Origin of the sequence: Halomonas sp. PAMB 3232, assembly GCF_031954225.1 — a bacterium.
Lineage (GTDB): Bacteria > Pseudomonadota > Gammaproteobacteria > Pseudomonadales > Halomonadaceae > Vreelandella.
This window is the reverse complement of record NZ_CP134865.1, coordinates 1,912,926-1,929,541: the sequence shown is the minus strand read 5'-3', so window position 1 is coordinate 1,929,541 and position 16,616 is coordinate 1,912,926. Positions and strand designations below refer to the sequence as shown.

The following is a 16,616-nucleotide window of genomic DNA, read 5'->3' as shown; positions in this document are numbered from 1 at the left end:
TAACGAGTCGTGAAATTGCGCCTATGGTAACAGAGGGGATGAATAAGGCGCAGCGCGCGGAAAGCACGCTTGGACACATTGACCAATGAGGAAAACCGATGCGCGATCGCGGACGAACACGGCGTTTGATGGGCCTTGGCGCCCGCACCGGCGGGGCGATGCTGAAGACCCGGCTGGGCGGCCAGGCGGATTGGCGCGCGCTGGGCGAGGCACTGTTCGAGGGCCTCTCGGAACTCAAGGGCCCGGCCATGAAGATGGCGCAGATGATGTCGCAGTGGGACGATCTGTTGCCGCCGGACCTTGCCGAGGAGCTTGCCCGCCTGCAGCGCCAGGCCGAGCCGATGCCCTGGCCGCGCATTCGTGAAGCGCTGGTGCTGCAGTACGACGACCTGGACACCCATTTTCGCGAGATCGAAGAGCGCCCCTTCGCCAGCGCCTCCATGGGGCAGGTGCACAAGGCCATCACCCGCGATGGCGAAACCGTCGTGCTCAAGGTTCAGTACCCGGGCCTTTCAGCGGTGCTCGAAAGCGACCTGGCGCAGCTTAGGCGCATCATGCGCCTGGGGCGCTGGTTCAAGGTGCCCCAGGCGCGGCTGGATGCGATGTTCGAGGAGCTCGCCGCCGGGCTTCGCGATGAGCTCGACTATCAGGCCGAGGCCCGAGCGCTCGCGCGCTACCGGGCGCGCTATGCCCACGATCCGCGGCTGGTCATACCCGAGCCGCTGATGGCGCTTTCCGGTACCCACGTGCTCGCCATGCGCTTCGTTGGCGGCACGCCGCTGCGTGAACTCGAAAGCATGGAGGATGCCACGCGCCAAAAGGTAGCGCAGACGCTGGCGGACTGGATCACCGAGGAGCTTTTCACCTTTGGCGAGCTGCACGCCGACCCCCACGCCGGTAATTTCGCCGCCGACGCCCAGGGACGGCTGATCATTTACGATTTCGGCGCGGTGATTCCGGTACCTGAAGATCGGCTCATGGCGATGATGGCGCTGTTAAAGGCAACGCTTGAGAAGGATGCGATGGCCATGGACGAGGCGATGCGCGAGATGGGCGGCCGCCAGGGCCAGGGCGCGCCGCTGACGCTTTACCACGAAGCCGCCGAGTGCGTGGCCCCGCTGTTCGCGCCCGGCGAGCAGGACTTCGGCGATGTGCGCGTGCATCGGCGCCTGCGTGAGCTTTCGCCCAAGGTATGGGGCGCGATGGATCGGCTGCAGCCGCCGGCGGATACGCTGCTGCTGTCGCGGGCGCTCAACGGCCACTATTGGAATTTGGTGCGCCTGGAGGCGCGCCTTGATATGCACGCGCGCGTCACGCCGCTTCTGGATTGGGCCGGCTTCGCGCCGCCCGAGCGGTAAGCCGTTAGTCCAGCGCCTTGAGCCAGAACACAAGCGGCTTCTCGGTCTCTTCACGCTCGCCGATATCCTTCCAGGCAAAGCGCGCGGCAAGCGAGGCCTGGCGGCGATAGCCAAGGCGCTCCCAAAAGCCGTGCAGCGGCTGGTAGCCCTCGGGTTTGGCCGGGTGGTGGGGGGAGCGCTCCACGGCACAGAAGGCCGCGGTATCGAACCCTTGAGCCCTGGCGTGCTTTTCGCGTTCGGCCATGAACGCCTTGCCAAGCCCCTGACCTCGGTATTCGTGCAGCAGTACCGACTCTCCGTAGTAGAACACCCCGGCCGGGTCGATGCCTGCGGCTTCGAAAGGGGCGCGGAATTCGGCGACTTCATTGGCCAGCGGTTGGCCCGTGGAGGCGCCGACCAGGGTGTGGCCATCGAAAGCAAGCACGAACAGGCTCATTGGGTTCTGCGCGTAGCGGTCCAGATACTCGGCCTCATAGGCCAGGTCGCCGTCGTACAGGTAGGGGTAATCGGCAAAAACGCGAATGCGCAGGCGGGCGAGCGCTTCGAGGTGCGGCGTGATCGCCAGCCCCTGGCAGATGGCGAGTGAAACGGTGGTCATCGCGGCTCCGAAAATGGTCAACGTCAAGCGTGCGTGGCGGTAAGCTCGTCGAACATTAACAGCCACTTCTCGCCGCGCCAATCCTTCTGCGAGAAGCCCTTGGGGCGTGCTAGACTATGGCGCTTTCAAAACAGTGGAGATGGCAATGCTGGCGGTATGGGTCGATCAACTGCTGGGTTTTGCCTCAGGGGCACTCTCGGCAATCAGACAGCAGGAACACTACCCGGATTTCATGACCTGGGTGCGCGCCCGCGGCGCCGAGTTTTTCAACGGCGATATCGCCACCGCCCAAGCGCTGGCGCCGATTCTATGGTCCCAGGCGCCGCTCGAGCGTTTGGATTTCGCCAGCGAACCCCTGGCCACGCCCGGACGCAACGAGCCCTGCTGGTGTGATTCCGGTCGCAAGTACAAGCAGTGCTGCCAGCGCGTCGATTTCCCGACCGACATTCCGGCCCAGATGATGTGGATGCTCTCGCTCAAGGAGTGGAAGGGCGCCACGCTCAAGGCCGCTCTCGACAGCCGCTGCGCCCCGGCTCAGGCGCTGCTCGAAGCCGGGCTGATCGCCGCCGAAAGCGGCCAGACCGGCCGCGCCATGCAGATTCTCGAGTCGCTGTTTGACGGCAGCGACTGGTCGCGCCTGCCCGACCAGGCCGAACCTGCCTTTGAAATCCTGCTCGATATTTACCAGGAGCGCGGCTTCACCCGCAAGCGCGCCGACCTGCTCGACGAGGTCATGGAGCGCGGCCCGCTGTTTCTGCGCGGCGTGGCGCTCGAACGGCTGTGCCTGATGCATCTGGACAACGACGATCTCGACAGCGCCCGCGGCGCCTTCATTAAAGCGATGCAGGCGCTGCCGGACTCGCCGACGCTGGCCTACATCGAGGCCATGCTGCTGCTCCACGAAGGCCACGAGGAGGAAGCGAAGGAGCGCGCCGACTTCTGGTACCGTCGACTTTCGCGCCAGGGCGGGCTCGACGAGGAGCAGCTCGAGTTTCTGTCGGCGCTGGCGGACAACCCCGGCGCGACCCTCGCCGATCAGCTGTTGAGCGCCGAGGAAGATCTGGCCACGCCGCTGATTTCACTGCAGTCGCTGCTGGCCGCACTCCCCATCGCGCCAAAGCTCGATATCAAGCCTTCCGAAGATGGCGAGCGCCTTCACTACACCACCACCGCCCGCGAAGAGACGCTCTTCGCTGCCTGGCACGAGCAGTTTCAGGTCTGGGTCGACGACGACGTGGCGCTGGGGTTTCGCGACGATCCCTGGGGTAACGCGGTGGAGTGGATGTCCGAGCTTTGCGCGCACCCGGAGTGGCTCGACGCCCCTCAGGTCGTGCAGGATGTGACCCTGGCGCTGACCAGCCGCTTTGGCAGCCTTCCCTGGATGGCGCCGAGCCTACTGGAGCCGCTGGCGGTGCGGCTTTCGCGCTGGCTGCAGCAGGCGCGCGCTGCCGGTGAGGGAAGTCTTTGTTGGGACGACGCTCACAACGTCATGCTGCTGCGCACCGGCCTTGCGCTGGTGGTCGGCATGGAGCGCGGCGCCCGGCAACACTCCCGCGAACTCGCCGAGGAGCTTTTGGCGATCGACCGCGAGGATAGCCTCGGCCTCAAGGAGCTGGTGCTCGACCAGCTCTTGCGCGACGACCGCAACCAGGAGGCGCTCACGCTCACCGAGGCGTGTGAAAAGGACGACGGCTCCCAAGTGCTGGGGCTTTTGATGGGGCGCACGCTGGCGTTCTACCGTTTGGGTGAGCACGAGGCCGCCGAGGACGCGCTGGGGTTGGCGATGGCCCACAACCGTTACGCGCTGGAGCTTCTGTGCGCCGAGAGCCCGAAGCCCTCGCACCCCCACGCCGACGGGCAGGTCGATCCGGGCTCGCGCGCCGAGGCGTGGCAGTACCGCACGCTGATGCGCGATCAGTGGCGCACTACCAAAGGGGCGCTCGAATGGCTCGAACAGCGCCGGTCAAAGGCCAAGACGTCCTGATCGGCTTTTTTTGAGCGACTTGTCGCGCTAGCGTTTTGGCGCGCCAAACAGATCGCGGTCCCGATTGACCCATACGGCGAGCAGTACCGCCGGCAGCCCCAGCACGGTCGCCACCACGAAAAAGGTGGCGTATCCGTGGCTTGCCACCACCAGCCCGCCAAACCCGCTTAAAAACTTGCCCGGCAGCGTCATCAGCGATGAAAAGAGCGCGTACTGGGTCGCGGTATAGGCTTTCGACGTCAAGCTCGACAAAAACGCGATGAATACGGCGCTCGCCAGCCCGTTGGCGAGGTTATCGCCAATGATGGTCACCACCAGCATCGGCACCGCATCGCCGATCAGCGAAAGCGCGGTAAAAAGAAGGTTGGTCATCATGACGAACGCGGCGCCGCCGATCAAGAGTGGACCAATACCGTAGCGCGCCACCAGAAGCCCGCCCAGGATACCCCCGGCAATGCTCATCGCGATGCCGAAGATGTTCGTCACCGCGGCGATGGTTTCGAGCGAAAACCCAAGATCGATATAGAGCGGATTGGCCATCGAGCCCATGGCCAAATCGCTGATTCGAAACACCGCAATGAACACCAGAAGCCCCAGCGCCTTGACCCCGAAGCGACGAAAGAAATCGAGAAACGGGCATACCACCGCGCCGATCGCCCAGGCGGTGATGCGCCGAAGCCACTTCGGCCGGCCGCGGCTTTGGCGCAAAAACGCGCGCACGCTGGGTTCGCGTACGAGCTGAATCGAAAGCGCGGCGCGCGGCGGCTCCGGGCGAATCAGTACGGTCAGCGCGCCCACCGCCATGAGCCCGGCCATGCCAAGGTACGCGATCTGCCAGGAGTAGTGCGCCGCGAGATAGAGCGCCCCGGCGCCGGCGGCAATCAGGCCGCAGCGGTAGCCGATGATGTAGGTCGAGGACATCGCCGCCTGCAGGTCGTCGTTGGCCGACTCGATCCGGTAGGCGTCCACGGCGATATCCTGAGTGGCGGAGCCAAAGGCGACCAGCAGCGCAAACGCCGCTACCAGGCCCAGGTTGCCCACCGGGTCGACGCCGGCCATGCCCACGAGCCCTGCGGCGATCAACGCCTGGGCCAGCAGCATCCAGCCCCGGCGCTGGCCAAGCATGCGGCCGAGTACCGGTAGCTCCAGGCGGTCGACCACCGGTGCCCAGAAGAATTTGATTGAGTAGAGAATGCCGATCCAGGAGAAAAAGCCGATGGCGGCGACCTCGACGCCGTCGCTTCGAAGCCAGGCCGACAGCGTGGAAAACACCAGCAGAAAGGGGAGCCCGGCGGAAAATCCCAAAAACAGCATGGTCATGACCGGCGCACAGAAATAGACAGCCAGAGCGCTTTTCCAACTGCGCCTGGGGGTAGGGATTGCCATCGTCGAGAAACTCCAGAAAAAACCGGGCGGGGTGGCCTTGAGAAAAGGCGTCAATGCTAAACTGCTCGCCTGAAAGAACCGACAGCTTACCGGAGAGGAGTTTTCCGTGTCGATTACGCCCCATCAGGTCGTGACCCTGCACTACTTACTGAGCGACGTTACCCAAACTGGCGCCGAAAAGGTGCTCGATGACTCCCGCGCGCGCCAGAAGCCGCTGGAGTACCTTCACGCCCACGACAATATTCTGCCCGGACTCGAGCACGCCCTGGCGGGCAAGGCGCCAGGTGATACCTTTAGCGTCACGCTGGCCCCCATCGATGCCTACGGGCTGCGCGATGAAGCGCTGGTGAAAACGCTTGTCAGGACGGCCTTTAGCGGCGCCGAGCTCGCCCCCGGCAGCCGTTTTCAAACCGAAGGCGAGGCGGGACCGCAAATCGTCACCGTGCTATCGGTTGAAGGCGACAGCGTGCGCGTTGACATGAACCATCCGCTGGCCGGGCGAACGCTTGGCTACCGGGTCGAGGTGCTCGATGTGAGGCCTGCCAGTCGCGCCGAACTCGCCAAGGGCCATCCGCTGCCCCCGGGAACCGAACACGATAAGGTAGAAGATCGCAAGGTGCTGTAACGCCCGCTATTGATAGCGCATAACGTCAGCGTGCATCGGGGCCAAACGGCCAAGCAGTTCGTTTTGCGCCCCAAGCGCTATGTTCTCTTCGCGCAGCGCGGCCGCCAGATGCTCGACCAGCTGATTGAAGTGGGCATCGGTAATCCCCATGTTCTGGTGGGCGCGCTCCATCGGCGGACCCTCGTAGCGACATGGCCCGTTGCTGACGGCGCAAAACTGGTTGGCAAGCGAGCCGGCCAGGTGGTCGATATTGGTGTTGGCGAAAAAACCGACCAATTCAGGGTCATCGGCGACGCGATAGAGAAAGCGTTCGACTACTGCCTCGATCCCGCTTTCACCGCCCAAGCGCTCGTAAAGCGTGGTCGATGGGGCGATGTGGGCGCAGCCGCCAAGGCTCAAGAGGATCGTGATCAGCGCCGCTGTCTGAAGAGCGCGCCGCGCCTGATATCGATACGCATGGGTGGGAGTTTGTGTCATCGCGCCCTCGCTCAAAAAGCTGCCTGAAGTGAAAGATAGCCGCCGCGCTGCGAGGCAAGACCTGCGATGTCACCCAGATCGAGCCAGGCAGCTGTCAGTGAAACGTGCTTGTTGAAGAAGTAGGCGCTATAGAGACTCTGCCAGTCCTCTTCGCGGGCCACGCTCAGATTGTCGGGCTTTTGCCGATACTCCGTGCCCACGATCCAGCGCGGGGTGAGAAATACCCCAGCGCTTGCCTCGGCGACCCACTCGCGGCCCCCCTGGTCGCCGCCAAATCCCAGAAGACCGCCCTGGTTGGCCTCGGTGTTGCGAAGCGTAGCGTTGAGCATGACGTTGCGCCCGGCCACGGCGGCGAACAGCAGTTTGCTTGCGCTGAGATAGGCGTCAGTGCCTTCGGTATGCTCGGCGCCAAGCGCGGTTGGAGTCGCGCCATCGACGAGCCGTTTGTGCAACACGCCCGCGCTCCAGATGCCCAGCGGGTGATACAGCACGTCGCCGAACAGGCGCACCTTGGCACCGAATATGTCCTGCTCGAGCTCCCCGCCCAGGGTTTGTAGCTCGAAGCGTTGGCGGGCGTAGGAGAGTTCGACCCGGTCAACAATATTCAGGCTGGCGCCGCCGACCGTCAGGCGGTAGTCGTCGAGCCACGCGCGCGAGACGAAGGCCGTGGCGCCAAACTCCTCGTCGCTTGCGGTACTGGCAAGCACCGCCCAGGGGGAAAGCCCGCCACCGGCGGCGCCTTCGATGGCGCTGACGCCGCCGGTGCTCATGATGCGACTACCGGCCTGGGCGCTACCGGACGCGACCATAAGGCCCAAACAGGTGATGCCTGCCAGCCGGCAAAGCGTTCGCGCGATGGATGACGTTGCAGTAAAGCGAAACATGCTGACCCTCCCGGGTGTACTCGAGTATTAAACCGGCAGGCCCGGCGTTGGCAGCGATAGCGTCTCGAAGGCGTCGAGCCACGCCGGCAGCGCGTCGGATGGCATCGGCTTGGCAATCCAGTAGCCCTGCAGGTGGTCGCAGCCAACCTCGCTTAAAAGCTCGGCGCTGGCGCGATTCTCGACGCCTTCAGCAACGACCTTGAGCCCGAGGCTATGCCCCATTTCGATGGTCGAACGCACGATGGTGAAATCGTCCGCCTGGGTGTCCAGCGCCAGCACGAAGGACTTGTCGATCTTGAGCTCGTTGACCGGCAGGCGCTTGATTTGCGCCAGCGACGAATAGCCGGTCCCGTAATCGTCGATGGCGATGCTCAAGCCCATACGGCCAAGCTCGAGCAGCGTTCTTGTGGCGACCTCGACATCCTGCATCATCGCGCTTTCGGTCACCTCGACGCTGAGCTGCCGAGCGCCAAGCTGGTACTGTTTCAACAGCGCCGCGATACGTTGGCAAAGCCCGGGGTCCATCACGTCGCTGGTCGACAGATTGACCGCCACCGACAGGTGGTAATCACGCTGCTTCCAGCGAGCGAGCTGCTCGCAGATGTGTGAGAGCATCCAGTTGGTCAGCATGCCGATTTGGCCCGAGCGCTCGGCCAATGCGATGAACTCGTCCGGCGGAATGAAGCCAAGCGTCGGGTGCTGCCAACGCATCAGCGCCTCGCACTGATTGACGCGGCCGGTGCGCGTATTGACCTTGGGCTGGTACGCCATCCACAGTTCACCGTTATCAACCGCGCGCTTGAGATCACGAATCAGCGTGAGCTGGCGCTGGTGTAATTCATCCTGCCCTTGCTGGTAGCGCTGGTGAATGCAGCGCTGGCGTTTGGCCATGTCTAACGCGATATCGGCACGGCGCAGCAAAAGTTGAGTTGAGTCGCCGTGATCGGGAAAGTGAACTTCGCCGATGCTGAGCGAAGGCGTTATCGGCGAACGATCCAGATGAATGGGCGCGGATAGCGCGGCAAAAAGAGGGCGGCGCCAATCGGCATCGGTCTCGATGTCAACGTGCATTAAAAGCAGTTCATCGCCATCCAGCCGGTAGGCACTACGTCGGCCGCTTTCGAGCTGATGCAATCGCTTGGCAAGCGTTACCAGCACGTTGTCGCCCAGGGCGTAGCCGAAGGTATCCTTGATGTCGCGAAAATTGTTGATCGCAAGGCGCATCAGGATAAAAGCGGAGCCGGCGGCAATGGCGCGCTCTATCTCCTCCTCGGCACAGATACGATTGGGAAGATCCGTTAAAAGATCATGGCGCGACTGGTAGTGAAGCACGGCCTCACGCTTGGCGATCTCGTCTTGCATGGTCAGAAGCGTCGAGGCGAGCTGGCCGGTTTCGCTGTGCCTGGTGCCGCTGGCAAGATCGTCGACGCGCTCACCACGACCGATGCGCTTGGCCGCCGATGCCAGCGCCATCAGCGGCCTGCTGATGCTGCGGGCGCTCCACATGGCCACCACAGCGGTCGCGATCAAAATCAGCGCCACGATGCCCAGAAGCTGCCAGCGAAGCGACCGGTAGGCGCCCAGTAACTCGTTGCGGGAAAGCTGCAAAAGCACGTGGGTTTGGGCGTTGCCGCCGGCGTAGAGCATGCTCGAGTAGGAGAGGTACTCGTCATCTGGCGTCATCTGACCGGTCAACGAGTAATCGCCGTTTTGAAGCTGTTCGCTGTTGTCGTTAATCAGCGTTAAGGCCAGGGCCTCTGGGTGGGAGCTTGAAAGCGAGCTGATACGCCCCTGCTGGTAGGTCACGATACTGACGTCGAGGCCGGTCAGCGCCTTGATCTCGCTGGTGACCGTCTCGTTGATCAAAAACCCCATGCCGACCCAGCCGATCAGATGCGGCGCGCGTACCGGCAGCAATGCAAACTCATAGGGCTCGCCCTCGGTTACCACAACCCCGACTGCCGAGCCGTTAAGGTTGGCGCGCTCGAAAAGCTGGGGAAAGGGCATGGCGCTATCGCGGGCGTGGTGGCTGCCTGCCAGTACGCGGCCATCCAGGTCGGTCAGCAGCACGATATCGGCGTTGGCGCGGGTGCCGTGATTGGCCAGCACCGAATAGAGCGTTTCATTGTCCTGAGTCGATACCGCGCTTTTGAAACCGAAATCGTCGGCGAGAATGGCAATGTTGTTGCCAAGCTGGTCACCGCGGGCGCTCAAGAGCTGTTGGAACACATTGGCACCGACTTCCAGTCGCTGATTGCCCTTGACGATGATGTCGTTTTGCGTCGCACGCAGAAACGCCGCGCCGGTCGCCAACTGCGACAGGATCACGACGGTAAGCAAAACCAGCATCAAGCGCGTTCTAAAGCGCATGGCGACCTCGGACAGGCGGCGCAGGCAAACACCAGGGCTGAAGGCATGACAAAGCGACGAACAGGGTCACGTTAATGCTCGTTGGCCTGATGAAAACGCTGCTGTAGCGGTGAAAGAGGTGGCGTTTCTGGCGTCAGCGCGTTGAGCTCGAGTTGAACGTTCAGCGGCTGATCACCAGAAATGTTGCCTTCCCACCAGATTTGCTGGCGATCATCGAGTCTTGGGTGCCAAACGCGCACCGCGTGCTCGCCCTCCGGCAGCGTCGGCGTTTGTACCACGCCGTCAGGACCGGTTTTGTCGGCGAAGGGGGCGTCAGTGACGACGATGAACGCCTGCATCTGATCGTGAATGTTGCATCCCAGTACCACGACCCCTGGCTTATCGAACAGCACCGGCTCCGGGGTTTCCTGTAGATACAGGTTGAGCTCAAACGTTTTCGCCGGTGAAAAGGAGTAGACGTGGTGGCGCGTCGTATCCTGGTTGGGAAACGAGACGTAGCTTCCTACCGGCACGGTGAGCACATGGGGGTGAAACGCCGCCCCGCGTTGATAGATCTGGCCTTCACGCGCCGGCGCCGCGGCGCCGGCGTAGTGGACTTCGACCACCGCGTCTTCGAGCGGGGCGCCAGTGCTGTCGGTCACGGTAACGGTGGCCGCCGACACGCTAAAGGAATAGGTGAAAAGAGCACATGCGGCAAAGCGCGCCAAGTGGTGTCGAACACGTTGAGTGGTTAATGCCACGAAGCCCCCGGCGTTGCTTGAGAAGTAATGAGATCTATCCTGTGGCTTTAGCCACTTCAAGTCATTCTTTACGGCTAACGGTAAGCCAACTTTAGGAAAAAAACAGTAAATAAATTGATCAGGTTTGTACTGATGCCGCGTTTTGGCGATCCTTGCGAACGCTACCCGTCGAGTAAGAGCGCGAGAGAAAAAGCCGAACGGCGAGTGGGGTTCACAGTGAAATAGCAAGCGTTAGAGCCAGCGAAAAAGCATCGGACACTCTTTGAGTCGCGTGCGCTTGATAGAGAGTAGAGAGGAGAAACGCCGTTTGAGACTAGCGCCAGGCGCTTTGCCAAACGCGCAGTACGCGCTCGGGGTACCAGGTGTTGCCCAAACTGCCGTTGTAGCGGGCAAGCGCTCGGGTAAAATCACCGCTCTCGACGGCCAGATAGTGGGCCAGAATCGTGCAGCCGTAGCGAAGGTTGCGGTGGGGGTCGGTCAAATCGTCGATGGGAAGGCCAAGCTCGGCGACCCAAAAGGGCATGATCTGCATGAGGCCCGTGGCGCCGGCGGAGGAGACCGCGTCCGGCCGAAAGGCGCTCTCCACCTCGATCAGCGCCAATATCAAACTCGGCGGAAGCCCGGCGAGCCGAGCCTCCTGATAAAGCCTTGTGAGCAGTGCGTCGCGCTGGCCGGCATCACTAATGAAGCGCGAAAGCGGCGCGTGCATGCGCGCGGCCCACTGGCGCATCGCGGTGTCCTGATAGGCAGCGCCGTCGAGGGTCGAGCGAAGCGGGGGCTCGGCGGTGCTAACCGCTGGTGCTACCACCAGACATAGCGCCGCCAGTGCAAGGGCTGATGTAAGCCGCGCCACCACGCTCGCAGCGAGCCTGCGTCAGGCGTTCAGGCCGGACTTTTCGCCCAAAAACGCGACGATCTGATCTTCGGCGACCATGGTAGCCTCAGCGTCGCGGCGGCCCTTGTACTCGAGCTCGCCGTTATCCAGGCTGCGATCGCCGATCACGATGCGGTGAGGTACGCCCATCAGCTCCAGGTCGGCGAATTTCACCCCCGGGCGCGTATCGCGGTCGTCCAGCAGTACGTCGAAGCCGGCGTTGGTCAGCGTTTGGTAGAGCGCTTCAGAGGCTTCGCGCACGCGCTGGGACTTGTGCGCGTTCATCGGCACCAGCGCCACGTTGAACGGCGCGATGGCGTCAGGCCAGATGATGCCGGCATCGTCGTGGTTCTGCTCGATCGCGGCGGCCACCACGCGAGTGATGCCGATACCGTAGCAGCCCATCCACGGGTGCAGGGTCTTGCCGCTGTCGCCGAGCACCTTGGCGTCCATCGCCTCGGAGTATTTGGTGCCGAGCTGAAACACGTGACCGACCTCGATGCCGCGCTTGATCGACAGCGTCCCCTGGCCGTCCGGCGACGGGTCGCCTTCGACCACGTTGCGCAGATCCGCCGCTTGGGGCAGCGCCAGATCGCGCTCCCAGTTGATGCCGAAGTAGTGCTTACCTTCGATATTGGCGCCGGCGCCAAAGTCCGACATCAGCGCAACGCTATGATCGACGATGATCGGCATATCGAGATTCACCGGGCCGAGTGAGCCAAAGCCCGCGCCGGCGGCGGCGCGAATTTCCTCTTCGCTGCCCATGGTGAGCGGGGCGAAAACCTCGGGCAAATTCTCCGCCTTGACCTCATTGAGCTCGTGATCGCCGCGCACCAACAGTGCGATCAGCCCACCGTTGGCAGCGCGCACGATCAGCGTCTTGACGGTTTTCTCGATCGCCAAGCCGTGCTGTTCGACCAGCGCGGCGATGGTTTTGGCGTTGGGCGTATCGACCAGGTGCATCTCCTGGCTGGGTGCTTCGCGCTTGGCATCGCTACCCAGCGGCGCCGCCAGTGCCTCGGCCTTTTCCATGTTGGCGGCGTAGTCGGAGCCGTTGGAGAAGACGATGTCGTCCTCGCCGGAGTCGGCCAGCACGTGGAATTCATGCGAACCAGTGCCGCCGATCGAGCCGTTATCGGCGATCACCGGGCGAAAATCGAGCCCCAGGCGAGTGAAGATGCGCGTGTAGGCGTCATACATGGCCTGGTAGGTATCGGCCAGCGACGCTTCGTCGGCGTGGAAGGAGTAGGCGTCCTTCATGATGAACTCGCGCGAGCGCATTACGCCAAAGCGCGGGCGAATCTCGTCGCGAAACTTGGTTTGAATCTGATAGAAGTTGATCGGCAGCTGCTTGTAGCTCGACACCTCGCGGCGCACCAGATCGGTGATCACCTCTTCGTGGGTCGGGCCAACGCAGTAGTCGCGCTCGTGGCGATCCTTGACGCGCAAAAGCTCCGGGCCGTACTGCTCCCAGCGGCCGGACTCCTGCCATAGATCCGCCGGCTGTACCGCGGGCATCAGCACTTCCTGGCCGCCGGCGCGGTTCATCTCTTCGCGCACGATCCGCTCGACCTTGCGCAGCGTGCGAAGCCCCAAGGGTAGCCAGGTATAGAGGCCCGAGGTCAAACGACGGATCATGCCGGCGCGCAGCATCAGTTGATGACTCACGACCTCCGCATCGGCCGGGGTCTCTTTCAAGGTGGCAATCAGTAGTTGGCTGGCGCGCATGAGCGTGAAACTTCCTTTTGAGTCGGTAATACGTAAAACGTGGCGATCGAAATAGCGTGACGCGGCGCTGTGAGGCGCTTTCAAGCGTTGAATGATTGCATTGTACGAGCACGCGGTAAAGCCGGCAAAATTAACCCCGCCGCTCCGGCGCCGGATGCAATCGTGCTAGACTCCGCCGCTTCAAGGGGTATAACCGACCCGGCGCGCGCTCGAATGAAGGCGCTTTTCTCGCTTGGGGTCACCATCACTTTTAAGGAAGGGAATCGATGAAGCAGCTCAAACGTCGTGGTGCAAGCATTGCTTTGGTGGGGAGTCTCGTCGTGAGCATGAGCGGCTGCGGTACGCTGTTTCATCCCGAGCGCAAGGGCCAGCTCAGCGGCAATGTCGACCCGGTGGTCGCTATCGCCAACGGCGTTGGGCTTCTGTTTTTCATTCTGCCGGGCGTCATTGCCTACGCGGTGGATTTCTCCAACGGTACGATTTATCTCCCGAGCAATACCAGCGCCTCCATCGATACCTTCACGCTCGACGACACCTCGGATCTTGCCTCGCTCGAGCGGATTCTTTCCGACAAGGCCGGCCAGCCGGTCGATCTGCACAACGAATTGATGATCATGGAGGAGGTGGAAAGCCTCGACGAGGCGCTCGCCATGGTGCGCATGTCCGGCGTCCACGATAGCGAGCGCCTGGGCGTTCTTTGATCGCTGGGGCATTCTTCAATCTCAGCGCCCGAGGGGTTGAGTCAACTTCAGGGTGATGAGCCCAAGGAGCAGTCCCCAGAAAGCGCTGCCGATCCCCAACAGGCTGACACTCGATGCAGTCAGCAAAAACGTTACGATGGCCGCGTCGCGCTCTGCGGCGTTGGCAAAGGCACCGGCCAGCCCGCCGCTAAGCGTACCCAGCAGCGCAATGCCGGCCAGCGCCACGATCAGTGCCTGGGGCAGGGCGTTGAAGAGCCCGGTGACCGTCGCGCCGAATAGCCCCATCACCAGATAGAACGCGCCGGCCGCCGCACCCGCCGCATAGCGCCTTCGCATGTCGGCGTGGGCGTCCGGGCCAATGCAGACCGCCGCGCTGATCGCCGCCATGTTCAGGGCAAAACCGCCCAACGGGGCCAGCGCCATCGTGGCCGCCCCGGTCCAGCCCATCAGCGCCGAACCGTTGGGCTGATAGCCCGCCGCTCTCAGTACCGCCACCCCAGGCAGGTTCTGGGTCGCCATGGTGATGATGAAAAGCGGAATGCCGACGCCGATCAGCGTCGTTGGCGCAAACGCGGGAGCGGTGAAGGCAGGAGCGGCCGGCGTCAGTGGAATGCTGCCCGCGTCGACCTGACCCAGCATCACCGCGGCAACGAGCCCCACCAGCAGCACCCCCGGGACCGCCAGGGCCGGCCAGAACCGGCGCCCGATCACCCAGGCAACGAGCATGATCATCGGCAGCATCCACTGGCTCTGCATGACCCCGAAAAGCTCCAGCCCGAATCGCAGCAAGATACCCGCCAGCAGCGCCTGGGCAATCGCGTTGGGAATGTGGCGCATCAGCCGCTCGAATAGTCCCGTGACCCCGCATAGCGTGATCAAAAGCGCTGAAAAAAGAAACGCCCCGATTGCCTCGTTCATCGGCACGCCCGGCAGGCTCGTGACCAGAAACGCCGCGCCCGGCGTCGACCAGGCGGTCAGTAGCGGCATGCGGTAGTAAAGCGACAGCCCGAGCGTGGTTAGCCCCATGCCGATTCCCAGCGCCCAGAGCCAGGAGCTAATCTGCGCCGCTGTCGCGCCCGCCGCCTCGGCGGCCTGAAACACGATCGCCGCCGAGCTCGTGTAGCTGATGACGACCGCGACCAGCCCCGCCGTCACGGTCGAAAAACTCGTATCGCGCCAGAGTGAGAAGCGGTAAGGCTGACTGTTTTCTGAGGTGGACATGGGTGGCCCCGATTGCAATTGAACGTTATAACGCACAAACGCGACGTTACCACCGTGCGCTATAGCGCACAATGGCCATCAGAGGCGACCAGATGGCTTACAGCAGGTAAACGAGGAAAAAGGCGCCAAAAAAACAAGCGCCGCCCCAAGGCGGCGCCGGGCGATCAACCGGCCCTATGTGACGGGTCAGGAATGCTTGGAAAGCGAGTGGGGTGGCGCTTCATGTAAGCGTGGCAGGCTCTGAGCACGCGTACATCGTCGTACTTGCCGCCGGCGAGTTGAAAGCCCACGGGCAGGCCCTCACTGGTGAAGCCGCAGGGCACGGAGGCCGCCGGCTGCTGGCTAAGGTTGAATGGGTAGCTAAACGAGGCCCACTCTTCCCAGTCGCGCATGTCGCTTCCCGGCGGCACCTCGTGATTGATCTCGAAAGGCGAGAGCGTCACCGACGGCGTCATCAACAGGTGATACTCGCGGTTGAAGTGCTCCAGGCGCTGGGTGATGTAGGCGCGCTCGTTGAGTGCGCGGAAAAACTCCAGCGCCGTCCAGCCTTCGGCTTCCTTGGCATTGGCGACCAGCCCCGGGTCCAAAAGCTCGCGGTGCTTGTCATCGAGCTGCTCCCACTGGTGAAGCGAGGCGGTGAACCAGAGCTTTCTGAAGGTATCGATGGCCGGTGTCAGCCCCGGGTCGACCTCGACCACTTCGGCGCCGAGCTCGGCAAGCGCGTTGGCGGCCTCGCGTACCTTGTCGGCGATCTGCGGGTCGACCGATGCATAGCCAAGATCAGGCGAGTAGCCGATTCGCAGGCCTTCCAGGCTTTTGCCGAGATCCTCGCCCCAGCAGTCGGGCTGGCCGCGTGTGGCGTAGGGGTCGTGGTAGTCGTAGCGGCCGATGACGTTGAGCATCGCCACCGAGTCTTCCACTGAGCGGGTGATCGTGCCCAGATGCGAAAGGCTCGGCTCCTTGGCCGGCGGCCACTGCGGCACCCAGCCGTAGCTCGGTTTGAAGCCGAAGGTGCCCGTGAAGGCGGCAGGGATACGAATCGAGCCGCCGGAATCGCCGCCCTGGTGCAGCACCCCCATGTTCAGCGCCGCCGCCGCCGCGGCGCCGCCGGAGGAGCCACCGGCAGTAAGCCTTGTATCCCAGGGGTTGCTGGTGGCGCCGAACACGCGGTTGTCGGTCACCGCTTTCCAGCCAAACTCCGGCGTGTTGGTCTTGCCCAGAATGATCGCGCCGGCCTCACGCAGCATGCGCGCCGGCGGGCAGTCGGTGTCGCACAGCGCTTTCGAGGTGGTCAGCGACCCTTCCCGGCAGGGCATCCCTGCGACCTGCGCGAGATCCTTCATCGATACCGGCACGCCGTCGATCGGGCTTAGCGGTTTGCCCTGACCCCAGCGGCGCGCGGAGGTCTTGGCTGCGCTTTCGACGCCTTCACGGTCGACGTGCACATAAGCGTTCACCTGGTCGTTGAAACGCTCGATACGCTCGAGGGCGGCGCGGGTGGCTTCCAGCGGCGACGCCTGCTTATCTTGATAAAGCGTGCGCAGGGAGTTGGCGTCCATCAGGCCTAGATCGGTTTCGCTCACGGTAGCTCCTTGTCGATTGTCGTCCTTGGGTGACGCCGCTTGGAGGGGCTCCTCAAGCGTCAAGTCGCTGTAAGCCTAGGCAACGAA

General features: G+C 63.1%; 14 protein-coding genes. 4 read left to right on the top strand and 10 right to left on the bottom strand.

Annotation, left to right across the window (positions count from 1 at the left end; translation table 11 throughout):
- Positions 1 to 98 precede the first annotated feature (98 nt).
- The gene (locus RN346_RS08840) at positions 99 to 1,358 is read left to right on the top strand and encodes an AarF/ABC1/UbiB kinase family protein (protein ID WP_311960914.1); all 1,260 of its coding nucleotides are present in this window, start codon (positions 99 to 101) and stop codon (positions 1,356 to 1,358) included.
- A gap of 4 nt (positions 1,359 to 1,362) precedes the next feature.
- Here RN346_RS08840 and RN346_RS08835 read toward each other — a convergent pair whose 3' ends face one another.
- Entirely contained in the window at positions 1,363 to 1,956 is a 594-nt protein-coding gene (locus tag RN346_RS08835) for a GNAT family N-acetyltransferase (RefSeq protein ID WP_311957926.1), read from the bottom strand.
- A gap of 145 nt (positions 1,957 to 2,101) precedes the next feature.
- On the opposite strand from RN346_RS08835, the gene RN346_RS08830 reads away from it, so the two are divergent.
- Positions 2,102 to 3,940, top strand: coding sequence for an SEC-C metal-binding domain-containing protein (locus RN346_RS08830; RefSeq protein ID WP_311960913.1), 1,839 nt, complete (start codon positions 2,102 to 2,104; stop codon positions 3,938 to 3,940).
- A 27-nt stretch (positions 3,941 to 3,967) separates the two neighbouring features.
- On the opposite strand, the gene RN346_RS08825 is transcribed toward RN346_RS08830, so the two are convergent.
- A complete protein-coding gene (locus tag RN346_RS08825; RefSeq protein WP_263587162.1) occupies positions 3,968 to 5,326 on the bottom strand; it encodes an AmpG family muropeptide MFS transporter in 1,359 nt (452 codons plus the stop codon).
- A 106-nt stretch (positions 5,327 to 5,432) separates the two neighbouring features.
- Between RN346_RS08825 and RN346_RS08820 the strand changes: the two genes are divergently transcribed.
- A complete protein-coding gene (locus RN346_RS08820; protein ID WP_311960912.1) occupies positions 5,433 to 5,951 on the top strand; it encodes a peptidylprolyl isomerase in 519 nt (172 codons plus the stop codon).
- A gap of 6 nt (positions 5,952 to 5,957) precedes the next feature.
- Here RN346_RS08820 and RN346_RS08815 read toward each other — a convergent pair whose 3' ends face one another.
- The 6 genes from RN346_RS08815 to RN346_RS08790 all read right to left on the bottom strand — a co-directional run bounded on the left by RN346_RS08815 (position 5,958) and on the right by RN346_RS08790 (position 13,024).
- Positions 5,958 to 6,428 (bottom strand): group 1 truncated hemoglobin, encoded by a 471-nt coding sequence (locus RN346_RS08815; protein WP_311960911.1) that lies wholly within the window; start codon positions 6,426 to 6,428, stop codon positions 5,958 to 5,960.
- Positions 6,429 to 6,439: 11 nt separating this feature from the next.
- On the bottom strand, positions 6,440 to 7,312 hold the full coding sequence (locus RN346_RS08810; RefSeq protein WP_311960910.1) for a DUF3034 family protein: 873 nt from the start codon (positions 7,310 to 7,312) through the stop codon (positions 6,440 to 6,442).
- Positions 7,313 to 7,339: 27 nt separating this feature from the next.
- A complete protein-coding gene (locus RN346_RS08805; protein ID WP_311960909.1) occupies positions 7,340 to 9,682 on the bottom strand; it encodes an EAL domain-containing protein in 2,343 nt (780 codons plus the stop codon).
- A 71-nt stretch (positions 9,683 to 9,753) separates the two neighbouring features.
- Positions 9,754 to 10,323 (bottom strand): methylamine utilization protein, encoded by a 570-nt coding sequence (locus RN346_RS08800; RefSeq protein WP_311960908.1) that lies wholly within the window; start codon positions 10,321 to 10,323, stop codon positions 9,754 to 9,756.
- Between the two features lie 412 nt (positions 10,324 to 10,735).
- Positions 10,736 to 11,278, bottom strand: a complete 543-nt coding sequence (locus RN346_RS08795) for a transglycosylase SLT domain-containing protein (protein WP_409335760.1) — start codon at positions 11,276 to 11,278, stop codon at positions 10,736 to 10,738.
- 18 nt (positions 11,279 to 11,296) lie between these two features.
- Positions 11,297 to 13,024: a proline--tRNA ligase gene (locus tag RN346_RS08790; RefSeq protein WP_311960907.1), complete on the bottom strand. Its 1,728-nt coding sequence runs from the start codon at positions 13,022 to 13,024 to the stop codon at positions 11,297 to 11,299.
- A gap of 266 nt (positions 13,025 to 13,290) precedes the next feature.
- On the opposite strand from RN346_RS08790, the gene RN346_RS08785 reads away from it, so the two are divergent.
- The gene (locus tag RN346_RS08785) at positions 13,291 to 13,725 is read left to right on the top strand and encodes a hypothetical protein (protein WP_263587169.1); all 435 of its coding nucleotides are present in this window, start codon (positions 13,291 to 13,293) and stop codon (positions 13,723 to 13,725) included.
- A gap of 21 nt (positions 13,726 to 13,746) precedes the next feature.
- Here RN346_RS08785 and RN346_RS08780 read toward each other — a convergent pair whose 3' ends face one another.
- Together RN346_RS08780 and RN346_RS08775 are read right to left on the bottom strand one after the other, a co-directional pair.
- The gene (locus RN346_RS08780; protein ID WP_311960906.1) at positions 13,747 to 14,946 is read right to left on the bottom strand and encodes a benzoate/H(+) symporter BenE family transporter; all 1,200 of its coding nucleotides are present in this window, start codon (positions 14,944 to 14,946) and stop codon (positions 13,747 to 13,749) included.
- A gap of 164 nt (positions 14,947 to 15,110) precedes the next feature.
- Positions 15,111 to 16,529 (bottom strand): amidase, encoded by a 1,419-nt coding sequence (locus RN346_RS08775; protein ID WP_311960905.1) that lies wholly within the window; start codon positions 16,527 to 16,529, stop codon positions 15,111 to 15,113.
- Positions 16,530 to 16,616 lie beyond the last annotated feature (87 nt).

Excerpts from the sequence above, each read along its gene's own strand:
- RN346_RS08840 (WP_311960914.1), top strand. The coding sequence starts at position 99 with ATGCGCGATCGCGGACGAACACGGCGTTTGATGGGCCTTGGCGCCCGC.
- RN346_RS08835 (WP_311957926.1), bottom strand. The coding sequence starts at position 1,956 with ATGACCACCGTTTCACTCGCCATCTGCCAGGGGCTGGCGATCACGCCG.
- RN346_RS08830 (WP_311960913.1), top strand. The coding sequence starts at position 2,102 with ATGCTGGCGGTATGGGTCGATCAACTGCTGGGTTTTGCCTCAGGGGCA.
- RN346_RS08825 (WP_263587162.1), bottom strand. The coding sequence starts at position 5,326 with ATGGCAATCCCTACCCCCAGGCGCAGTTGGAAAAGCGCTCTGGCTGTC.
- RN346_RS08815 (WP_311960911.1), bottom strand. The coding sequence starts at position 6,428 with ATGACACAAACTCCCACCCATGCGTATCGATATCAGGCGCGGCGCGCT.
- RN346_RS08810 (WP_311960910.1), bottom strand. The coding sequence starts at position 7,312 with ATGTTTCGCTTTACTGCAACGTCATCCATCGCGCGAACGCTTTGCCGG.
- RN346_RS08805 (WP_311960909.1), bottom strand. The coding sequence starts at position 9,682 with ATGCGCTTTAGAACGCGCTTGATGCTGGTTTTGCTTACCGTCGTGATC.
- RN346_RS08790 (WP_311960907.1), bottom strand. The coding sequence starts at position 13,024 with ATGCGCGCCAGCCAACTACTGATTGCCACCTTGAAAGAGACCCCGGCC.
- RN346_RS08785 (WP_263587169.1), top strand. The coding sequence starts at position 13,291 with ATGAAGCAGCTCAAACGTCGTGGTGCAAGCATTGCTTTGGTGGGGAGT.
- RN346_RS08780 (WP_311960906.1), bottom strand. The coding sequence starts at position 14,946 with ATGTCCACCTCAGAAAACAGTCAGCCTTACCGCTTCTCACTCTGGCGC.